Genomic DNA, 20,373 nt, shown 5'->3' with positions numbered 1-20,373 from the left:
AGCAGCCTTAAAACGGCCGCCGTAGCCAGGCGTAGAACCGTCGGGCACCAAAAGGTCTTTTGAGTGGGCGGCACGGCAGAAGTTATACCCCTATTGGTTTACTTGAGCGGGAGAGCATCTGCCTAACCGCTGGCTTCTTCTGAGAGCCTCCTCTTAGGGAATCATCTGCAAAATGCCGCCGGAGGTTCCCGGCGAGTCTGGAGACTCGCTTCATCCCAGGTCACAAGACGGGAGTCTCGCGCCAGTACTTTCCGGCTGCCTGCCTCCGCGATGCCGCCTACTGCAAAGACCTCGTAGTGCGCGCAGCTCCTACGCGTGCCTGCACCAATGCCGTTTACAGCCCGTTTTCGCAAAAGAAGCCCCAAAAGCAAAAGCGGCAACCCAAGATAGGGTTGCCGCTTCTGCTTTTGGGGCTTCTTTTTATGAAATCAAGGACTTACCGCCCTTGCGCCGTGATATCTTCTGTTTTGATCTCGCTTTGGCGCAATTGCACCGGCTCCACTTTCTTGCGGAGCTTCATGTTCAGGAACTCCACCAGCAAAGAGAAGAACATGGCGAAGTAGATGTAGCCTTTCGGGATCTCGCCGTGGAAGGCCTCCACTATCAGCATTACCCCAATAAGGATAAGGAAGGACAGCGCCAGCATTTTCACGGTGGGGTGGTTGTTCACGAAGTCGCTGATCACCTTGGCGAAGGCCAGCATGATGCCCATGGACAGAATCACGGCGATCACCATCACAATAAGGTGGTCTACCATGCCCACGGCCGTCAGGATGGAGTCAAACGAGAAAACGATGTCTACCAGGATGATCTGAACGAGGATCTTGCCCATGGTGGTGGTGCCTCCGGCTACCCCGTGCTCCTCTTCCTCGCCTTCCAGCTTGTTGTGGATCTCGGTGGTACTTTTGGCCAGCAGGAACATACCACCGCCAAAGAGGATAATGTCGCGCCAAGACACCGCAAAAGGCTCATCCATCCAGAACGGTTCTACGGTGAACAGCGGTTGGTTGGCGTTCACGATGGAACTGATGAACATCAACAGAATAATCCGGAACACCAGGGCCAGAATGAGGCCAATGGTGCGGCCTTTGCCCTGCTGGTCTTTGGGCAGCCGTGAGACCACAATGGAGATGAACACAATATTGTCAATCCCCAACACCACCTCCATGAAGGTAAGGGTGAGGAGACTTAGCCAGACATCTGGGTTGGAGAATACGTCAAACATAGTTTTATTGGGTCAGGTAATGGGTTATACGCGGCAAGTTAGGGATTTAAACGCAGTCTGCCCGGCTGGGTTAAACCAACCAGAACAGCCTTCCTTTTTGGTGGCGCTACGGAAGCCCAACACCTAGGACTTCATGTTCACGAACTGCAGCGGAATGCCCAGTTCTGACCGGCGCAGCAGCGCGATCACGTCTTGCAGGTCATCAATCTTCTTGGCGGTCACGCGCACCTGGTCGTCCATGATGGCGGGCGTCACCTTGAGTTTGCTGTCCTTGATGAGCTTCACTATTTTCTTGCCGTCTTCCTTGTCCAGGCCGGCCCGCACCTTCACGTCTTTCTTGATCATGGGCCCGCTGGGCGTGGCCTCGTTGCTGAAGTCAAGGGCGGTGGCGTCTATCTGCTGCTTCACAATCTTGCTCAGGATAATGTCTTCAATCTGGCGCAGGCGCATGTCGTTCTCGGTGACGATGTGCACCAGGTTGGTTTTCTTGTCCAGCTCCACGCTCCCTTTGGTGTCTCTGAAATCAAAGCGGGTCTGGATTTCCTTTTTCACGGTGTTTATGGCGTTTTCCAGCGTTTGCGGGTCTACTTTGCTCACAATGTCAAATGAGGGCATAACAGAAGTTTTAAATGAAATAAAATGAAATGTAATTGAATAGTTTTATTGCCGGAAGCCGTACAAAGTTACTAGTTTAGCAAAATTTTACGGAAAAGAGCTTAAAAACGCAGTCATGCAAATTATTCAGCCCTCCAGCTTTCACGAGTTTGAGCAGTATTACCGTTTACGTTATGAAATGTTGCGCAAGCCCTGGCACCAGCCGGTAGGCAGCGAGCGCATGGAAGATGACCCCCAGGCCACGCACTTAATGGCCATTGACGAGAATACCGGTGAAATCATGGGCGGGTGCCGCGTACACCTGGAATCTGACACCGAAGCCCAGCTCCGGTTTCTGGCCGTGGGGCCCAAATACCAGAACAAGCAGGTAGGCCGCCGTCTGTTGCAGGCCGTGGAAGAGGAAGCCCGCCGCCTGGGCGCGAAAGACCTCATTGTACAGGCCCGTGAGTACGCCCGAAACTTTTACAAGCGGAACGGGTTTACCGAAGAGTTCCCTTCGCACCTGCTCTTTGGGGAGGTGCAGCATTACCAGATGCGGAAACCCCTTTACTAAACAGCCCTTGGTAAAAGCCATTGTTCCGTTTTCGGGCTGTTTTTGCGTAAACGGGCCAGAAACGGGACGTACTTTTATCGCTTGCTGTCATGAAAAAATCCCTTGTCTTTGCCGGAATAGGTGTTGGTTTGCTGGTCTTAGGTGCGGTGTACCTGGCCTTGCAGCCCAATCCCGCGCCTTTGCCCACCGTTGCCTCCGTGGATCTGCGGCGTTATGCCGGAAAATGGTACGAGATTGCCCTTATTCCCAACCGTTTTGAGAAGGGCTGCCACTGTACCACCGCTGAGTACGTCCCCAAAGAGGGCTATGTGGAAGTGCGCAACTCCTGCCGCAAAGGCAGCGCCAACGGCAAAGATGACGGCGCTCTGGGCAAAGCCTTTCCCGTAGAAGGCAGCCACAACGCCAAACTGCGGGTGCAGTTCTTTTGGCCGTTCCGGGGCGATTACTGGATTCTGGATTTGGCCGCAGATTACTCCCACGCCTTGGTAGGCTCCCCAGACCGTGACTTCCTCTGGATTCTGGCCCGTTCTCCGCAGTTGGCTCCCACCGTTTACGCCCGGTTATCCCAAAAAGCCCAAGAACTAGGATTTGACACCCGCCGGTTGGTTAGAACGGATCAGAGTTGTGGGGAAAGGCAAACGGGGTTTTGAGTTTTAAGTTCTGAGTCTTGAGTTCTGAGTTGGAGATTCATAGGTTTACGGTGGTACAGTTTTATGGTACACTTCGTTTGCCATTGCTGGCGTGGCGGCGGGTTGATGCGAGGCCCTTATACTTGACTGTTGCATAGCTGCCCTCCGTGCGCTCACGGCCGCGAGGCCCCGTCTTCCCCTCTCGCACTGCCCTTTCGGCCCGGTAAGTCTGTCTCTCTTAGTGGGTGTCTATCTATGGCCAAAAGCGAGGCGCGCTCGGGGAAGACGGGAACTGGGGAAGTAGCAAAGGTAGTAGCGGTTATGCCAACTTGCGTTTACCTGCTTCCCTTGGTTTTCTGGCGCAAGCGTCTGCTTGTGTCCGCACGCATTCCTGAACCTCTGTTTTAGAAAAACCTGTTTCCAGCCTCTTTTCTTAAAAATATACTGAAAACAGCGTTTCAAAAAATAAAATTAAAAAGTGCCCAATCAGATCAAATCCTTACGCATGCAAAAGATCAGCAATGCGTGCGGACACGAGCGGACGCTTGCGCCAGGAGGCAGCTAACTAGTGATGGAAGATACTTTAGGTGATTGGGTAGTAGTTGCATTATCTGTATTCTACCGCAAAGGCGTATTCCCCTCCTCGGAGGGGCAGGGGTGGGTTCTGTTTCGCTCCGCAATACCGTGACCTCGTAGCGTCTACCAAGTTTGTGAGTGTCTCTGCCAATTCCGTTTCAAGCCTGTTTTCCCTAAATCTCCTTTGGAACACGTTACCCCTACGTTAGCAGATACTCCCTTTGAAGGGGGCGAAGGGGGATGTTTACACCTGCCGAGCACACACATTGCTGGCACTCACAAAGTATCGCCAACTCAAAAGACCTCGCAGCATCTGGAAGACCTACGGGCGTCTGTGCCAAAACCCTACCCTTCTCCACCTTTATTGCCCTTATCAGCCCCCGGCTTCTCTGGCCCAACTCCAAGATCATTCTGCCGCAACGCCAACACTGCCTGTAATTCCTGCCGTAGTTGCCTTACCTCCAGATGCAACTGTTCAATCTGCGCCGCCCCGGCTACCTCAGAGGTGTCGCTGGCGGCATCTCGGTCTAAAAAGAAACTGGCCAGCAACGCCGTGAAATACCCAAACACGGCAAAACCATAGAGTGCCAGTACAAAGCAAAGTGCCCGGCCTTCGGGGGTTTTGGGCCAGTACTCACTGCCTAGTGAAATCAGGATCATGGCCGTCCACCAGAGCGCTTCGCCATAGGAGGAAATGCCGCCGGTTACCTCGTTTTCAAAGGCGTACATTCCGGCAGCGCCGGAGAACAGTACCGCCAATGAAAGCGCCAGCATGTACCCGAAGCCGCGTCGGCCCATGGTCGCGCCCAGGCTTTTCATGCCCCGGTTCAGGGAACTCAACACCCGCACCAGCCGGATGCCGCGCACCGCCCGCACGGTTCTGAACACCCGCACGAAACGCGTAATCCGGAAAACCCGCAGGGCCGGCACCACCAGCGAAATAGCGGTTAACCAATTGGCCTTCAGAAAGTCCAGCTTCTCTGGGGCCAGGGTGAACCGGAGGGCAAAGTCCAGGATAAAAATGACCCAGATGGCGTAGTTCACCAACTGCAGCACAGCACCCAGTCCCCAGATCAACTCTATCACCAGCAGCACCAGCCAGACAAAGCCCAGGAAAATCATGGGGCCTTCCAAGGCATGCTGTAGCCGGCGGAGGAGTTGTCGGCGCTCGTGGTTTAAAGCCGTATCAGCGGGGCGCGTTGGAGGGGTAGGCGTATCACTCATCAAAAAGTTCTTTTTCTAAAACATACGCAAGCGCAGGGTAAGGGTGGCCTCTCATAAGCTGCCGCGGCAATTTCCTTTCTGGCAGGAACTTGAAAAGCGTGGTGTTTTAGCCTTTATTTTTCAAAAAAGCCCCAAAAACAGGTTTAATCCAATTCTTTAGCAAGACAATATGTAACCACAGCTATATATCTGGAGTACAAGGAACATCTCCTCAAATTGCTACCTTATACATTTTGTCTACGCATACTGTTAAGAAATACACGCTTAAGACACTGGCCGTGCTCCTATGGATTATTGGCGCAGTGTTGGTATTGGTAGTGCTCCTGTTGGTGGCACTGCAGATCCCCAAAGTGCAGGACTTTGCCGCCAGCAAGGCCGAGAATTACCTGCAGAACAAAATAGGCACCGAGGTGCGCATAGGCAAGTTCCGCAGCGATTTCCGGAAGGATATCCTGTTGGAAGACGTGTACCTGGAAGACCAGAAAGGCGATACCCTCTGGTACTCTGAGCGGCTGGCCGCCAACCTTGACATTCTGGGCATCCTCCAGTCAAAAGTGGCCCTCAAGTCGCTGGAACTGGAGAATGCCACCGCGCACATCTACCGCACCCTGCCCGACAGCGTCTCCAACTTTGATTACATTCTGGCCGCCTTCGCCACGCCCGCAGACACCACCGTTGCCCAGGACACCACCAGTGCCGGCTTTGTCTATGACATAGGCACCCTTACTTTCAAGAACATCTTCCTCACGTACCGCGACGAGGTGAACGGCCAGAACGTGCGCACCCGCATAGGAAACCTTAACGTGGAGATGGATGAACTGGATCTCACGAAGGAAATCTACCGCATAGGCGACATTTCGCTGCGCGATACCTACGTAGACATGGTGCAGACCAAAGTTCCGCCCGAAGGCGAATCTGAACCCCTGACCATGCAGTTCGGTCTTAAGACCGTGGCGTTGGACAGGGTGAAGCTGAAGTACCGCAACGGCGTGGCCAAGCAATACATAGACGTGAACCTCGGGCAAGCCCGGATGGCCTCGGATAACATTGACCTCATCAACTCGCGCGTAGACCTGAGCAACCTGGAACTGCACAACAGTACCCTCGCCTACTCGCAGAACGCCGAGATGCCCGCCGAGTACCGCGTCGTGAATCCCGCCGAGGCTCTGGAGGCCATTGAGGAGTCCGTTTCCAAAACCACCGGCGAGCCCGTGAACTGGGTGTTCACGCTGGACAAACTGAACGTGACCGAGGTAGACGCCGCCTTTGACAACTATGACGCGCCCAAGCAGGCCCGCGGCATGGACTACAACCACCTGCTGGCCCGCAACCTGAACATCCAACTCAACGACCTTTACTACAGCACCAACCGCACTACCGCCCAACTGGAGCAGCTCACCTTCCAGGAGAAAAGCGGCTTTGAGGTAAGGCAATTCACGGCCGGTATTCTGTTTGACTCGGTTCAGACCGAATTATCAGATTTGGTGCTGGAAACGGGACACAGCCGCATCGCCCGCCGCATCAAGGTGGGCTACCCCTCGCTGGAAACCGCCGCCGATGACCTGAGCCAACTCACCCTTTCCGCCGATTTGCAGAACACGCACATTGGTTTCGGAGACATTGCCTTGCTCCAGCCTGCCTTGGCAAACCAGCCTCCTTTGGCCGGAAACCTGAACCAAAGGGTGAACCTGAGCGGGGTCATCAATGGCCGTATGGACAATCTGCTCTTGAGCAACGTGCGCGTAAGCGGCTGGCGCAACACCCAACTGGCCTTGAACGGTCGCATCAGAGGCTTACCTAACCCCGATAATCTGGCCGCCAATATCCAGATCAACCGTTTCCATACCACCGCGGCCGACGTAAACTCCCTGCTTCCGGCGGGTACACTACCGGCTAACATCACCCTGCCGCCTTCCATGGATTTGGTGGGCTCGTTCAGCGGCACCATGACCGCCTTTGACGTAGACGCCACCATCAGAACCACCTTCGGGAACGCCATTGCCAACATTGACATGACGCCGGGCCGCACCGCGGGCCAGGAACGTATCAAAGGAAACGTGCGGCTCATGCGCTTTGACCTGGGCCGCCTGATGAACGATAAAACCTTGGGCCGGGCTTCCTTGGTAGCCAACATCAACGGCACCGGCCTTACCCCGGAGACCATGGTCGCCAAGATTGACGGCACCGTGCAGGGCTTTGAGTACGGCGGCTACAACTACCATGACCTCAACTTTGACGTGGACGCCAACCGCAACCGTTACGCCATCAAAGCCAACAGCACCAAAGATGAAAACCTGGATTTCGCCCTGAACGGCACCGTGAACCTGCGGGGCAGCCAACCCGCCATCGCCCTGAACGCGAATCTGAGAGCGGTAGATTTCCAAGCCTTGAAACTGTATTCTGAAGACCTTCGGTTACGCGGCGATATCATCGCAGATTTACGCGGCGGCGATGCCAACAGCCTCAACGGCTCCATCATTGCCCGCAATACCGCGCTTACCAGCAACAACCGTCCGCTTAAGTTTGACTCATTAGCCGTTTACGTGGTGCAACAGCCCAGAAGGACAGAGTTACGGGTACTGTCTGACGTGATTACGGCCCACCTGAACGGGAACATTGGCTTAGGGGACATTGGCCCTGAACTGATGAACCACATCAGCCGCTACTATGACCTGGGCGAGGGTGCCTACAGACCAAGCACTGTCGCCCGTCAGTTCACCTTCGGAATGGCCTTGCACAAACCCCGCGTGTTCCAAGCCTTTGTGCCTGGCCTTAAACGAGTGAAACTAGATACCTTGTATGGCGGGTACAACAGCCAAACCGCTAACCTGCAAATAGTAGCCGATGTGCCCCGCCTGCGGTACACCAACATAAGGTTAGACTCGCTTAACCTGGAAATGAATTCTACCCCAGACCAGTTGAACTACGCGGTACGGGCGGAGCGGGCGCGGCAAGATACCCTACAGATTGAGAACATTGTACTGACAGGTAATGTGCAGGACAACATTGTAGCCACCCGGGCCGCCATCCAGAACGAAGCCGGCGAAGACCAGACTTCTTTGGGGATGCGCCTGTCGCAGCTGAGAAACGCGCTTGAGGTGCGCTTTGACCCAGACCTGCTCCTTAACCGTGACCGCTGGGAAGTCTCTGCGAACAACTACGTGCGTTACTACACTACCTCTGGGGCGGTGGTGGCCGATGCTTTGCGTCTGTCCAACGGGCCTATGTCTTTGGGGTTGCAGAGCCAGAATCCGCAGAACCCCAACTCCCCGCTCAACGTCAACATCACTGACCTGGACATCGGTTACCTGTCTCGGGCCTTCCTGGATCAGGACAGTTTGGTGGGCGGTATTCTCAACGGGCAAGCCATCGTGAATGACATTGCCGGTAATATGAGCTTTACCGCAGACATGGGTCTTACGGGTTTAGAATACCAAACCTTCCCGGTGGGTGATCTAACCCTGCAAGCCAGCAACCCCAGCGCCAGCCGCTACAACATGACGGCCCGCCTCACTGGCTACGGCAACAATGTCACGCTAGCGGGCTATTACCTCACCACCGAAGGGCAACCCATTTCTTTTGACCTGGATATGGGGCAGTTGAACCTAGCCAGCCTTCAACCTTTCACCGCAGGCATGGTGAAAAACATGGGCGGTAACCTTTTAGGATCGGTGGCCATTAGAGGTACGGTAGATGCCCCAAGCATGGTGGGCGACCTGCAGTTTAGGGATGCGACTTTTAACGTGGCCATGCTCAACTCTACCTTCCGGGTGGCGGATGAGCGCCTCAGCATCAACAACCAGGGCATTCAGTTCAATGAGTTTGAAATGCTGGATTCCCTGAACAACCGCGCCACCGTGAACGGAGCCATCCTTACCTCCAACTTCCTGGATTACCAATTTGACCTGCGGGCTACCACCGAAGATTTCATGGTCATGAACAGTACCGCGGCCGACAACCCGCTGTACTACGGCAGGGTGTTCCTGGACAGCGACACCCGCATTACCGGCGACCTGAATGTGCCCGTCATCAATACCAGCGTAACGGTAGCGCCTAACTCTACCTTAACCTATGTCATGCCCCAGGAAGAGGTGAGCGTAAACCGGGAGGGCATTGTGATCTTTGTGGACGTAGACAGTACCCGCAACCGCCGCATCAACCGCCAGAAAGACATAGACACCGTGGAGGCCGAGCTACAAGGCATTGAAATGGCCATGACCCTAAACCTGACCGACGAGACGCCGATCACGGTGATTGTAGATCCGGAGTCGGGCGACAACTTGACCATTAGAGGGGAAGCAAACCTGAACGTAGGCTATGATGTGACCGAGAACATTACCTTATCTGGCCGGTTTGACGTAACCGAGGGCCTTTACGCCATGAACCTGTATGAACTGGTGAAGCGCGAGTTTACCTTTGACCCGGAAAGCTATATTGCCTGGACTGGAGATCCCTACAACGCCGATGTCAACATCACCGCCATCTACAACGTAGATGCCGCCCCGCTGGAACTGATTCAGAGCCAGACATCGGGTATGGACGCGGGCTCGGCTAACCAGTACCGCCAGAAGCTTCCTTTTGATGTACGCCTGAACATGAAGGGAGAACTCATGAACCCCATGATCTCTTTCAACATTGAGCTGGATGAGAAAGCGAGTGGGGCCATGGTAGAAGAGGTAGATGCCCGCCTGGATCAGTTGAGCCAACCTACGCAGGAATCTGAGCGCACCAAACAGGTCTTCTCGCTTTTAGTGTTGGGAAGATTCATGGCTCAGGATCCACTGGCTTCGTCGGGCGGAGGCGGGATTAACAGTGCGTTGCGGGGCAGTGCCAGCAAAGTACTCTCTGACCAACTCAATGCCTTAACCGGTCAATACCTGGGCGGCCTGGGTCTGGAGCTGGGCCTGAACACCTATGAAGATTACTCATCGGGCGAAGCCCAGAGCCGCACGGATCTGAACGTGGCCATGCAGCGGCAACTCCTGAACGAACGCCTGACCATCCGGTTCGGGACGGACATAGGGCTGGAGGGCCGGGAGCAATCCAGCGCAAGTAGCACCAGTGGGTTCGCGGGTGATGTGTCTGTGGAATACTCCTTGACCAAAGACGGGAGATTGCGGTTGCGCGCCTTCCGGCAGAACGCCTATGAAGGTTTCCTGGACGGCCAGCTCCAACGTACCGGCCTCTCTCTCCTTTTTGTGCGCGAGTATGACAGCCTCGCAGAACTCTTTAAAAACACTGGCAAAGCAAAATAATGATGCCCCTTTCAAGACACGTGACCTTCTCCCTTTCTTCCTTCCTAAGGGGCCTGCCTTTGGTAGGGCTACTGGCTATTCTGGCTGGTTGCAGCAGCACCAAGAGCGTGCCCCAGGGCGATTACCTCTACATTGGCGGCGACATCAAGGCCGCTTCCCCCTACCCCGAGACGGACACCAAGGCACTGGAGCCTGAGTTGAACGCCGCCATCCGGCCGCAGCCTAACCTTTCTTTTCTGGGCATGCGGCCTAAACTCTGGATCTACAACGCCATGGGCGGCAACCGGGAGCGCAAAGGCATTGCCAACTGGATTAAAACCCGCCTGGGCGAACCGCCGGTGCTTTTGAGCGATGCCCACCCAGAGCGGGTACAGGGCCAGATGGTGAACCGCTTGTACAACAACGGGTATTTCTCGCCTACGGTAGAGCACAGCGTTGACACCACCAGCAAACGCAAGATGGCAATGGTGCACTACAGCGCCACGGTAGGCCGCCAGTACACGATTCAGCAGATTCAGTTCCCGCAGGGGAATGACAGCCTATCCATGGCTATCAGGGAAACCGAACCCCAAAGCCTGCTCAAAGTGAATGACCCGTATCACCTGGAAACGCTTATTGCCGAGCGCCTGCGCGTAAACGAGGTTCTCAAAGAAAGGGGCTTCTTCTTCTTTGACGAAGGTTACCTTATTTACCACGTAGACAGCACCCTTAACAACAAGGTCAACATCTACGTGCGCTTAAAAGACACGGCTCCGCAGAAGGCTTTGATCCCGTACCGTTACCAACAGGTACGCATCTTTACCGACTTCTCCCTAGGTGACACCCTGGGCGATTCTGAGCCTCCCGTGCAGTTCAGAGACTACCAGTATTACCCAGACGAAGAAACCTTCAAGGCCAAAACTATTCTGAACGCGGTCTTTGTGGAAAATGGCGACCTGTACAGCCGAAAGCGCCACCTACAAACCATAAACCGGCTCATGGATTTGGGCACCTTCAAATTCGCCGAAGTGCGGTTCACCCCCCTGGACTCCATTGGTTTAGACGGACGTCTGAATGCTGACATTCTGTTGACCCAAGCCAAGAAAAAATCTGTGCGGGCAGAGGTACAGACGGTGCAGAAATCGAACGGGTATGCCGGCCCAGCCCTTACGGTTGGTTTCCGCAACCGCAACGCCCTGCGCGGGGCCGAACTGCTGATGGTCAACCTGGTGGGTTCTTTTGAATCGCAGCTCCATGGCGACAGTGCCCGTTCTGGCCTTACGTCTATGGAAGTGGGTGCCGATGCCGAATTGCACGTACCCCGTATCATCTCGCCGTTTAACATTAGGATCTCCGGCAGCATGTACCAGCCCAGAACCAGGTTCAAACTGGGCTTCCGGTTCATCAATCGGCAGGAATTCTTTCAGCAGAACTCCTTCAACTTTGAGTACGGCTATTCTTGGCGGCAATACGCCACCACAGAACTCCAGATAAACCCGGTGCAGGTACAATACTCGCGGTTACTCAACCCTACCCCGGCCTTTCAGGAGGAATTGGCATTACGTCCGTTCCTGGCGCGGGCTTTTGACCAGCAGTTAATCATTGGCGGCAATTACCGGCTGGTGTACAATACCCAGGGCATTGCAGGGCGTACGCACCAATTCTACATCAGCCCCGGGCTTGATTTCTCGGGTGGTCTGTGGGGATTGTTCTACCGGGCCAAGAACGGCCGCCCCGCAGACCCGGAGAACCCCAATACGTTCAGAGGGCAGGCGCTTTCGCAGTACGCCAAGTTTGACCTGGAAGCCCGCTATTACTTCAACATCACAGACAAACTGGTACTCGCCACTCGCTTGCTGGGCGGGTACGGCTTGCCGTACGGCAACTCCAACGTACTGCCGTACATCAAACAATACGGCATTGGCGGGCCTAACAGCATCAGGGCGTTTCCGGCCCGCAGCCTTGGCCCGGGCGTCTATGACCCAACGGTCTTGATGGAAGGCGGAAATGAGGTATCGCAAAGCTTCTCTTACTTTGACCAGACCGGCGACATACGCCTGGAAGGAAACGCCGAGTTCCGGTTCCCGCTCCTAGATCCGTACCTGAAAGGTGCCCTGTTTGTGGATGCCGGTAACATCTGGCTCGTGAACGAAGACCCCACCCGCCCCGGCGGAAAATTCAGCGGCAACTTCATGAGCCAACTGGCCGTTGGGGCCGGTGCCGGGGTGAGAATAGATGTGCAGTTCTTCGTGATACGGGCCGATCTGGCCTATCCGCTCCGTGACCCTACGTACCCTAACGGGGACAGACCTACCTCTGGTCTCTTCGGGACGGGGGTGCTGAACCTGGCCATCGGGTATCCGTTCTAAGAATTTCCCTCCCGAAGAGAACTCCCGTTTTTGGTCTGTTTTGCTGAAAACAGGCCTAAAACGGGAGTTCTCTTTTGCGCTGGAGCGCTTTGTAGAGTACCCTATTGGTTTCTTTCTGCGCAGTAGCCTCTGCCTGGAACTGGTTTCTTTTGGAGAGAATTGGTAGGTGCATGCCCTTTGCTGTTTTCTTGGCTTGGCTGCTTTGCGTGGGTGCACGCAGTTTGCTGCTCCCTTGGTTTATCCGCTTTGCGTGGGTGCAGGTGCGGCTCTTTGCATAGCTTCCGCTAAGCGCTCACGGCCGCGGGGCCCCGTCTTCCCCTCTCGCACTGCCCTTTCGGCCTGAGCCGTTTGTCTCTCTTCGCTAAAGTTTATCCAAGGCCAAAAGCGAGGCGCGCTCGGGAAAGACTGGAACTGGGGAAAGTAGCAGAAGCGGTGATGATGGGAACCCGTAGAAACCAGGCACTGCCTTGTCTCCGGCACGCATTGCTTTCTCCCGTTGGTTTTTCTGGGGGTACAAACATTCTCCCCAGCGTTTAGGGGCCATTTTCAGGAAAACAGGCTGGAAACGGCATTGGCGCAGACGCTCGTAGGAGCTACGCACATTACCGAGGCCTTTGGAGCAGGCGGTGTTGCGGAAAATAGGCTGGAACCGCTAAGACCTGTGAGGTCTTGAAGACCTCACAGGTTTTAAAACCAACTGGCGCGAGACTGAAGTCTAGTGCCATGGGATGAAGCGAGTCTCCAGACTTGCCGGGAACCACCAACAGTAGGTCGTGAGAACTGAACTAAGTCTGGAGACAGCATTACGTTATCCTATTTGTCCTCCTGAAAGGATCTTGGTGGCGAACCAGAATAGCTGTGATGGAGCGCTAGTGCCGTTCGCCACCAAGATCCTTCCAGGAGGACAACAAGAAAAGTACGTCAAACTAATTTTGTCCGCATACTATTGTTTAGGGATCATTCTTGCAGGAGAATGGCACTAACCGTGCAGCTTCATTTTTGCTTTGCGGTAGCCTTTTTTCAGGTAATGCTCGCCGTCTGGCCACAGGGTTTCGCCTTTGGTGATCCAGGAGACTCCGAACGCCTCAACGGCTATGGTTTCCAGCACAAAAACAACCGGAACATCTGCAAGCGCGGAGATGGGCCTGAAGACGATATAAGCACCCAGTACCACCACACAGATGATAATCAGCCATCCGCAGAGTTGATGCACCCGGTTCCGTTTCGCTTTCTGGGTTAGCTTGCCTTGCGCTGTCCTGAGGCATTCTTTATCTGTGCGGGGGAAGTATTTCAGGGAGATGATGGCCAGGGAAATAAAGAACACGGCCGCAAAGATGAAATGCCGTTCCATGCCCCAGAGGGTGGGCACTTCGGTCATGCTGGTGTGGATGCTGCGGGAGTTGGCACTCTGGGTGGCGGTGGGGCTAAAGGCAACGCCTAGTCCGCCTATGGCGGCTAGCGTAGACAGGGCATTTTCTTTCCAGTTGTACCCCTGGTAGGTGATCAGAAATACGCCCAGTACACTTAGCATCACCACCAGCACATCACCATTGCTGGAATAATAGTAGTCGCTGATGGAAGGCTCTACCCACCTGTCATTGGCGGCTCTTTTGGTGGTGGTGAGCAAGACAAAAGGCAGCAGCATCCCACTTATCCCAATCAGGTTTCTAAGGGTTAAGTAGGAAAATACTAACTCGTTTCCGGCCTCTTTTCTTCGGTCTGACTTTTCCTGTTGACCTGACTGTTCAACGTCTTCTGCCATGCTTGTAGAGGGTTAGAAGGGAAGGACCCCGTGGTTTCTGCACTTGCTTCTAGTTCGTACTTTCTTCGCTCCTTGCGCAAGCGTCTGCTTAGGTGTGCTATCTCTGCTTTTGACGTAATTTCGCCAAAACAGACCTAAAACGGGGACACGAACAGACACAGGCACCCGCGGAAACATTGCTTTTTGTTCCAAACAGAAACTCGATTCAGGTTCCGTTTTTCTGACGGTAGAACTGCTTTGCGAAGTGGAGGAAAATGGTTTTCAGGGAAGTTAGCTGATTTGACGATGCCTGGTGTAGGTACGGGGCATTTATTTGCAGGAAGCTACTATTGCGAGATTGTTACGGGGAAACCCCAGGGGCCCTACCGCACTAAGCATTGACCTGTGTGCCCCGCTGCTGGCCAACCTGCGTGCTAGGCCAGAAGCGGGACATGCGGTTTAGGAGGTTAGGGCAAGCGGCTCATTGCCTTTTTCTGGGGTAAGAAATCGGAAATTCTCAATCTGCCTGCCCTTGAGGAAAGGTTTCCATTTGTCCAGTAAGGGTTGTTCCAGCTTGTATTCACGGTACTCGTCTGGGTTCATGATAGGGATGCCTTTTACAATAGGATACACCCGTGCACAGGTGTTGCAGGCGAGTAACCCTTCCAGAATAGTACCGGTGGGGCTCTGGGTGATCACGGTTAGTTCTATATCTGCTTTGTCAAAAGGACAGCACAGCTTTTCAATGGTTTCTAGTTTCATGCTTTGTTTTTAGGTAACCTTTTTACGTATTCTTGCACGGCGGCACTTGGGTGTTCAGAATTCATGATGCCGGAGATGACCGCTACTCCCTCGTACTCCAATCCGGCAAGTTGCTGTAGGTTGTCGGGTTTGATTCCGCCCGCCAGAAAAACGGGCAGAGAACTTATCTTTTTCGCCCTGGCAATGGATTCAAAGGTGACCAGTTCACAGCTAGTGCTGGTTGCCGAAGGAAAAACGGAGCAGAAAGAAATATAATCTAACTGCTCTTCCTGCGCCCATTTTACCAATGCCTCATCATTGCCGCACGTGAGGCCGGTAAGGAAGGGCCGGTTCACGGCTTTCTGGATAGCCGCAAAATCAGCAGGAATAACGTCAAAATGCACGCCGTCCAGGGCTGTGTCCATAAGAAACTCCCACTTATTGTTGATGAGTACCGGCACTTCTTTGGCATGGCACAGGTCTACTATTTTCTGGATAAGCCCATAGACATGCTGGCCCGCATAAAAGTTATCCCATATCTGCAGGGCCGCCAGCTGTTCTTCCAGAATGACCTCCAGCTTACGCAGCAATACCTTTTCCTCCAGGGAGGGATCCACCACCAGATAGATTCCCGAGGATATCTTCCGCTTACCCATCATTTCCATCCTGCCTTGTACGCCTGGAAGAAAGCGGCCCAATACGGGTCTTCTGCCTGATACACCAAGTCCTGCGCCACCCCGTTTTGAACCAGTTTTATGCCGAAGTCCTTTTCCTTGATCTCACCCACCTCTACACACGGTATGTTTTCACGGTGTAAGCGCTCTATCACAGACGGGGCCGTACCTTTGTGGCAACAGATAATCATGGAACCCGCCCCAATGGAATAGCGGGGATCTATGGAAAACAGATTGCAAATTTCCTGCTGCACGTGGCCTATAGGGAGTTGCTCATTATAAATGACGGCCCCGTTGCCCGAGGCCCAGGCCAGTTCATAAATGGCTCCCAACAGCCCGCCCTCCGTGACATCATGCATGGCCGTGACAGCACCCGGCCGGTTCCCGCCTACCGCGGTGAGCGCATCTTGGAGCGAGGAAGTTTGATAGAACAGGCGGCAGGCATTCTGGTAATTCTCGGGGCCTATTTTGTTTCTGACGGTTTCAGGAAAGCTCATGGCCAGAATGGCCGAGGAAGAGAGGGCCGCTTCTTTGGTGACCAAGATGGAGTTGCCCGGCTGGGCGTATTTAGAAACCAGTACCTCGGCTTTGGGGGCCACGGTGATAAAGGTTCCGCCCCCGGCGATTGTGGAATTTTGCCCTTCCATAAAACCCGTGTGCCCACCGGTAATAGCTACCCCAATCTCGGTGCAGAATTTATCAATGTACTCCCAATAGAGTTTGAAGTCATTCTTTGAGAGAACTGCCGGAAGATTCAGCACGAATTGCCCGTACATGGGGGCGAAACCGGTGGTAGCCATGTCATTGGCCATCAGATGAACCGAAAGCCAGGCCGACTCTTCCAGCCCCAACGAGGGGATAAGGGACAAGGGATCGCTGGTCACGGCCATGGTCATTAGGCCGGGTAAATCTATGAGGGACACGTCTACCCCAAAGTGAGGCCCTACGCGCACCTCTTCTCGTTTAGAACCGCATTTTGAGAGCACCAACTGCTCAAAAGACGCCTGGCTGATTTTACCGGATGTATCGTTCATCTTTTTACGTCATGGAGTGTGACATATAACCCGAAGAAGTCACCGTAGGGCAAACTCCACTGCTGCACCGGAAACCATTTCGGCAAGCCGGTACACGTCCATTCTATGGAATATTCCCTTCCGGCCAGAGCGTGGTGAATGATCTCCATGAGTTTCTGCGGGGTGTAAAAAGTGGCCGTCACATAGAACGGATTTTTACCGAATAACTGCTGCACCCGCCTTCTTGCCACTTTGGGCGAGTTTCGGTTCATCATGCCCATGGCTATGCCGTACCGGGCTACCCGCGCAGCCTCTCTGATCACTTGCACGGGGTCTTTGTAATATTCAAACGTGGTGATAAAGGCCAGGGCATCAAAGGTATTATCCTTAAAAGGCATGTGGTGGGAGTCTGCCATGACCAGATCACCGTCAAATAAATGAATGGCCTGTGACAGCATGAGGGGCGAAATGTCGCCTCCGGTGGCTTCTATGCCTATCTCTTTCCACCATCTGGTAAAACGGGTAGTGCCGCAGCCAAACTCCAGCAGGGTTTTTACCCGGGTGTCTTTGGACACCAGTTGTTCCATGACTTTCTTCTGCCAGATTTCGGCTCGTTTGTACCGTCCTTCGTACCATTGCTCGTATGTGTCTGTATGGGCTCGGTTAAAGAACCATTCTGATCTGTTCTGCCAGTTCTGCTGCGTTTGGGGGAGTAATCCGGCGGTGTGTTTCTCTAGCTCCATGGTACGTATTGTTGTAAAACAAAAAATCCATTCAATTGGGCAGACCAACGGAATGGAGTATACAAAGGAGTCCTTTCATCCTGCATCCCTACGTTGGCATTATCCAAATCAGGTGTCGGGTATCATCTCAGCCTACGTTTTCACGTGGGCACCCCGTGCATTTATAGGGAGCATAGTTACTGAATTTTTATCAATTCATCCCTTTTATTTAAAAAAGTTTGCGTGAAACCGTTCTGCCTTGCAATGGCTGTAAACCCAGTATGTAGAATAAGTTGACAGGAACGCCGACCACAGGAAAGATGCGCGTCTACCAAATGGAGCCCGACTGACGATCAATTCTCTCTGCGCCCTACTGTTCTTTCGCTGCTGGCTGGTCTTTGTTTTTTTCTTTCCGTTTTGGGCCTGTTTACAGAAAACCAGCCCGAAAACGCCGGCAGATACATCCGTCTGCTTGCAAACGGTGTCCATGATTTCTGCATGTCCGTGGGGTTTTACTGTGCGGCTCCAGCTTCTATTTTCTTAACAGCGGGTAACGGTTAGTATAAAAAACGTGCGAGGCTGTCGGCCGTAGCATGATTTTTATACAATGTTGGGTGGAGTGTTTTTTAACCGTGCCCGATTATTTCTGTATTGTCCATCTCAACTAAGTTACAGGTGGCAAACAAATCAATTATCTGATGCAGATTATTTCCAAAAATATTGTAAAGTTCTTTGTTACTGATGTTGCCAGTTGAAATGAGTAATAGCCTCTCCGGTATATTTTTTATGTAGTGGGAATCAAGGAAATCAGAGTCCTTTGTGACTACAATCCTGTTTTCTTTGATAGATATTTCCCTGATTTGATTGTCGGTCGTTCTTTCTTGGTCTGGAAGATTGTCTGTATGCAACGCGTCGAAACCCCTGTTGTTCAATATCCATGCAATCCCGTTTGGGAGCTGGGCGTCTACGATAAATTTCATGCAACCACTTTGTGTATCGCTTTGATTTTGGTTAGCCTAGAGGCGAAGGCTAGGCATGCTTTGATGTCTTCTTCCTCAATCGCAGGGTAATCTTCCATTATTTCATTAAAGGTCATCCCTGAGGAAAGCAAATCCAATATCATTTCTACTGGGTAGCGCATGTTCCTGATGGTAGGCTTCCCATGACAGATTTCTGGGTTTAAGGTAATTCTATTGATTAATGCGTCCATTGTAGTTTTTCCTTTTCCAAATTTATCCTTTTTATACGGATACAATCCCTTCTGGTGAAGATTGTTTAACATTGCACCCAACGGCTTGGCTAAACGACGGCGGAGGCCGTCGGCCGAGATGACTTTTACACAGTGTGCTTGTTGCACAACCGACTGAAGATACACGTAAAAGGATGTTCCACCAACTCTTTTTACCGATGCAGGGCAGGAAGCACTTTGCCGACGAGCGGGAACTGCGCTTCTCGCTTTCGGCGCACGTGCCGGAGCACAACTTCTACCGCAGGCTCAAAGACCGGCTGGACCTACACTTCCTCCACGCTCTCACCCGTCCCTACTATGGCACCTGCGGCCAGCAGTCCATCGACCCGGCGGTGTTCTTCAGGCTCTGCCTGGTGGGCTACCTTGAGAACATCGTCTCCGACCGCAGCCTCATCGAGCACTGCGGCCTCAGGCTGGACCTGCTCTACTTTTTGGGTTACCAACTTGGCGAGCCCTTGCCCTGGCACTCCACCGTCTCGCGCACCCGCCAGCTGCTGCCCGGGTCTCCCTTCGAGGAGGTCTTCACCCGGGTGCTCTCCCTATGCGTGGAGGCGGGCATGGTGGCGGGGCACACCCAGGCGGTGGACTCAGCCTTGGTCAAGGCCAACGCCTCCATGGGCTCGCTCGAGCTGAAGGTACCCCATCAGGACTTGGACGCACACCTGGAGCGGGTCAGGGCCATCAGCCGCGGCGACAGAAAAGCGGCTTTTAACAAAGCCTCCCTGGAGCAGCAGACGATTACCGCCTCTTCCGATGAGCTGCTGGAGATCAAGGCCCGCAACAGGAAGTGGAGCCTGGAGCAGGACTACAGAACCGGAGCCCGCAGCAAAAACAGCAAGTACACCTCCAACAAGACGCACTACTCCCCCGTGGGCCCGGACGCGCGCATCGCCGTCAAGCCCGGCAAGGCCCGCAGGCTCTGCTACCTGGCGCAGGTGGCCGTGGACACCGGACGCCACACCATCACCCACGTGCAGGCCGACAGGAAGGACAACCAGTGCCTGCCCCGTCTGCTCGAGGGCCTCACCCATAGACTGCAAAGCCTGCATCTTGGCTGCGGCACCGTCTTGGCTGATGCGGGCTACTCCTCGGGCGAGAACTACGCCTTGCTTGAGCAGGAAGGCATCACGGCCTTCATCCCGCCGCACGGCACCTACAAGGGAGCGCCGGAGGGCTTCACCTACGACAAGGAAGGGGACTGCTGGGTCTGCCCGCAGGGAAAGAAAGCCACGTTCCGGAAGGTCAAGGTGGAGCCGAAGGGCAACATCAAGAAGAAGGTCTACCTCACCACCCGCAGGGACTGCAAGGGCTGCCCCCTGCGGGAGGGCTGCATCGGCAAGGGCCACGAGAAGAAGGCGGGGATCACCTACTGCCGCGATGAGTACGAGCGGGTGATCGCCCGCCTGAAAAGCCGCTATGGGCGAAAGATGAAAGGGCTCCGGCAGGCGACGGTGGAGCCCGTGCTGGGCACGCTCATCAACTTCATGGGCATGAGGAAGATCAACACCAGGGGCATCCAACAGGCCCAGAAGGGGATGCTGCTGGCCGCCGCGGCCTACAACCTGCAGAAACTGATGCGCTTCACCCGGAAAAGAGCCCAAACAGGTGTTATGGCGCTGCCCAGGCCTGACCAGCAGGCTTTTTTTAAGGCTTCTTTGGCGCAAGGGGTAGAAAATTCTTCAAGCCAGGGAGGAAGCAACTATTGTAGCTCTCCTTTAGCCAAGAGTTAGCTGCAATTTAAATTATGACAAATTGGGAATATTATAAAAAGCCAAATTCTATTGACAAGGACAAAGCTATAGAGTTGA

The 20,373-nt window shown here is 53.9% G+C and carries 15 protein-coding genes and 1 riboswitch; of the genes, 5 read left to right on the top strand and 10 right to left on the bottom strand.

The annotated features are described in order from the left end of the window. Positions 1-436: 436 nt before the first annotated feature. Together HHO50_RS16335 and HHO50_RS16330 are read right to left on the bottom strand one after the other, a co-directional pair. Positions 437-1,225, bottom strand: coding sequence for a TerC family protein (locus HHO50_RS16335; RefSeq protein WP_181307462.1), 789 nt, complete (start codon positions 1,223-1,225; stop codon positions 437-439). Positions 1,226-1,348: 123 nt separating this feature from the next. Beyond that, positions 1,349-1,840 carry a YajQ family cyclic di-GMP-binding protein gene (locus tag HHO50_RS16330; protein WP_181307459.1) on the bottom strand — a complete coding sequence of 164 codons (492 nt, stop codon included), beginning with the start codon at positions 1,838-1,840 and terminating at the stop codon, positions 1,349-1,351. Between the two features lie 115 nt (positions 1,841-1,955). On the opposite strand from HHO50_RS16330, the gene HHO50_RS16325 reads away from it, so the two are divergent. Beyond that, on the top strand, positions 1,956-2,393 hold the full coding sequence (locus HHO50_RS16325) for a GNAT family N-acetyltransferase (RefSeq protein WP_181307457.1): 438 nt from the start codon (positions 1,956-1,958) through the stop codon (positions 2,391-2,393). An 89-nt stretch (positions 2,394-2,482) separates the two neighbouring features. Then, positions 2,483-3,043 (top strand): lipocalin family protein, encoded by a 561-nt coding sequence (locus HHO50_RS16320; RefSeq protein ID WP_181307455.1) that lies wholly within the window; start codon positions 2,483-2,485, stop codon positions 3,041-3,043. Positions 3,044-3,943: 900 nt separating this feature from the next. On the opposite strand, the gene HHO50_RS16315 is transcribed toward HHO50_RS16320, so the two are convergent. Then, positions 3,944-4,822: an ion transporter gene (locus HHO50_RS16315; protein ID WP_181307453.1), complete on the bottom strand. Its 879-nt coding sequence runs from the start codon at positions 4,820-4,822 to the stop codon at positions 3,944-3,946. A gap of 233 nt (positions 4,823-5,055) precedes the next feature. On the opposite strand from HHO50_RS16315, the gene HHO50_RS16310 reads away from it, so the two are divergent. Further along, positions 5,056-10,077, top strand: coding sequence for a translocation/assembly module TamB (locus HHO50_RS16310; protein WP_181307451.1), 5,022 nt, complete (start codon positions 5,056-5,058; stop codon positions 10,075-10,077). Further along, positions 10,077-12,425, top strand: coding sequence for a BamA/TamA family outer membrane protein (locus tag HHO50_RS16305; protein WP_181307442.1), 2,349 nt, complete (start codon positions 10,077-10,079; stop codon positions 12,423-12,425). The genes HHO50_RS16310 and HHO50_RS16305 overlap by 1 nt, the downstream gene beginning before the upstream one ends. A 979-nt stretch (positions 12,426-13,404) precedes the next feature. On the opposite strand, the gene HHO50_RS16300 is transcribed toward HHO50_RS16305, so the two are convergent. The 7 genes from HHO50_RS16300 to HHO50_RS16270 all read right to left on the bottom strand — a co-directional run bounded on the left by HHO50_RS16300 (position 13,405) and on the right by HHO50_RS16270 (position 18,598). Further along, positions 13,405-14,187 (bottom strand): hypothetical protein, encoded by a 783-nt coding sequence (locus HHO50_RS16300; protein WP_181307440.1) that lies wholly within the window; start codon positions 14,185-14,187, stop codon positions 13,405-13,407. 438 nt (positions 14,188-14,625) lie between these two features. After that, on the bottom strand, positions 14,626-14,928 hold the full coding sequence (locus HHO50_RS16295; RefSeq protein WP_181307438.1) for a Trm112 family protein: 303 nt from the start codon (positions 14,926-14,928) through the stop codon (positions 14,626-14,628). After that, positions 14,925-15,566, bottom strand: a complete 642-nt coding sequence (locus HHO50_RS16290; protein WP_181307436.1) for a thiamine phosphate synthase — start codon at positions 15,564-15,566, stop codon at positions 14,925-14,927. Before HHO50_RS16290 ends, HHO50_RS16295 begins: the two co-directional genes overlap by 4 nt. Next, positions 15,563-16,615 (bottom strand): AIR synthase family protein, encoded by a 1,053-nt coding sequence (locus tag HHO50_RS16285; protein WP_181307434.1) that lies wholly within the window; start codon positions 16,613-16,615, stop codon positions 15,563-15,565. Before HHO50_RS16285 ends, HHO50_RS16290 begins: the two co-directional genes overlap by 4 nt. After that, positions 16,612-17,337 carry a class I SAM-dependent methyltransferase gene (locus tag HHO50_RS16280; protein ID WP_181307432.1) on the bottom strand — a complete coding sequence of 242 codons (726 nt, stop codon included), beginning with the start codon at positions 17,335-17,337 and terminating at the stop codon, positions 16,612-16,614. The genes HHO50_RS16285 and HHO50_RS16280 overlap by 4 nt, the downstream gene beginning before the upstream one ends. A 68-nt stretch (positions 17,338-17,405) precedes the next feature. Next, a riboswitch (TPP riboswitch) is annotated at positions 17,406-17,503 on the bottom strand. A 439-nt stretch (positions 17,504-17,942) separates the two neighbouring features. After that, positions 17,943-18,296 carry a DUF5615 family PIN-like protein gene (locus HHO50_RS16275; RefSeq protein WP_181307430.1) on the bottom strand — a complete coding sequence of 118 codons (354 nt, stop codon included), beginning with the start codon at positions 18,294-18,296 and terminating at the stop codon, positions 17,943-17,945. Beyond that, complete coding sequence (locus HHO50_RS16270; protein ID WP_370457617.1) at positions 18,293-18,598, bottom strand: DUF433 domain-containing protein; 306 nt, start codon at positions 18,596-18,598, stop codon at positions 18,293-18,295. Before HHO50_RS16270 ends, HHO50_RS16275 begins: the two co-directional genes overlap by 4 nt. A gap of 101 nt (positions 18,599-18,699) precedes the next feature. Here HHO50_RS16270 and HHO50_RS16265 point away from each other — a divergent pair, with 101 nt between their 5' ends. Next, a complete protein-coding gene (locus tag HHO50_RS16265; protein ID WP_181307428.1) occupies positions 18,700-20,295 on the top strand; it encodes an IS1182 family transposase in 1,596 nt (531 codons plus the stop codon). The last annotated feature ends 78 nt before the right edge of the window (positions 20,296-20,373 follow it).

The organism is Rufibacter sp. XAAS-G3-1 (genome assembly GCF_013623775.1).
Classification (GTDB): domain Bacteria; phylum Bacteroidota; class Bacteroidia; order Cytophagales; family Hymenobacteraceae; genus Nibribacter.
Note: the sequence above shows the minus strand (reverse complement) of the source record. Positions and strands in the feature narration are given on the sequence as shown.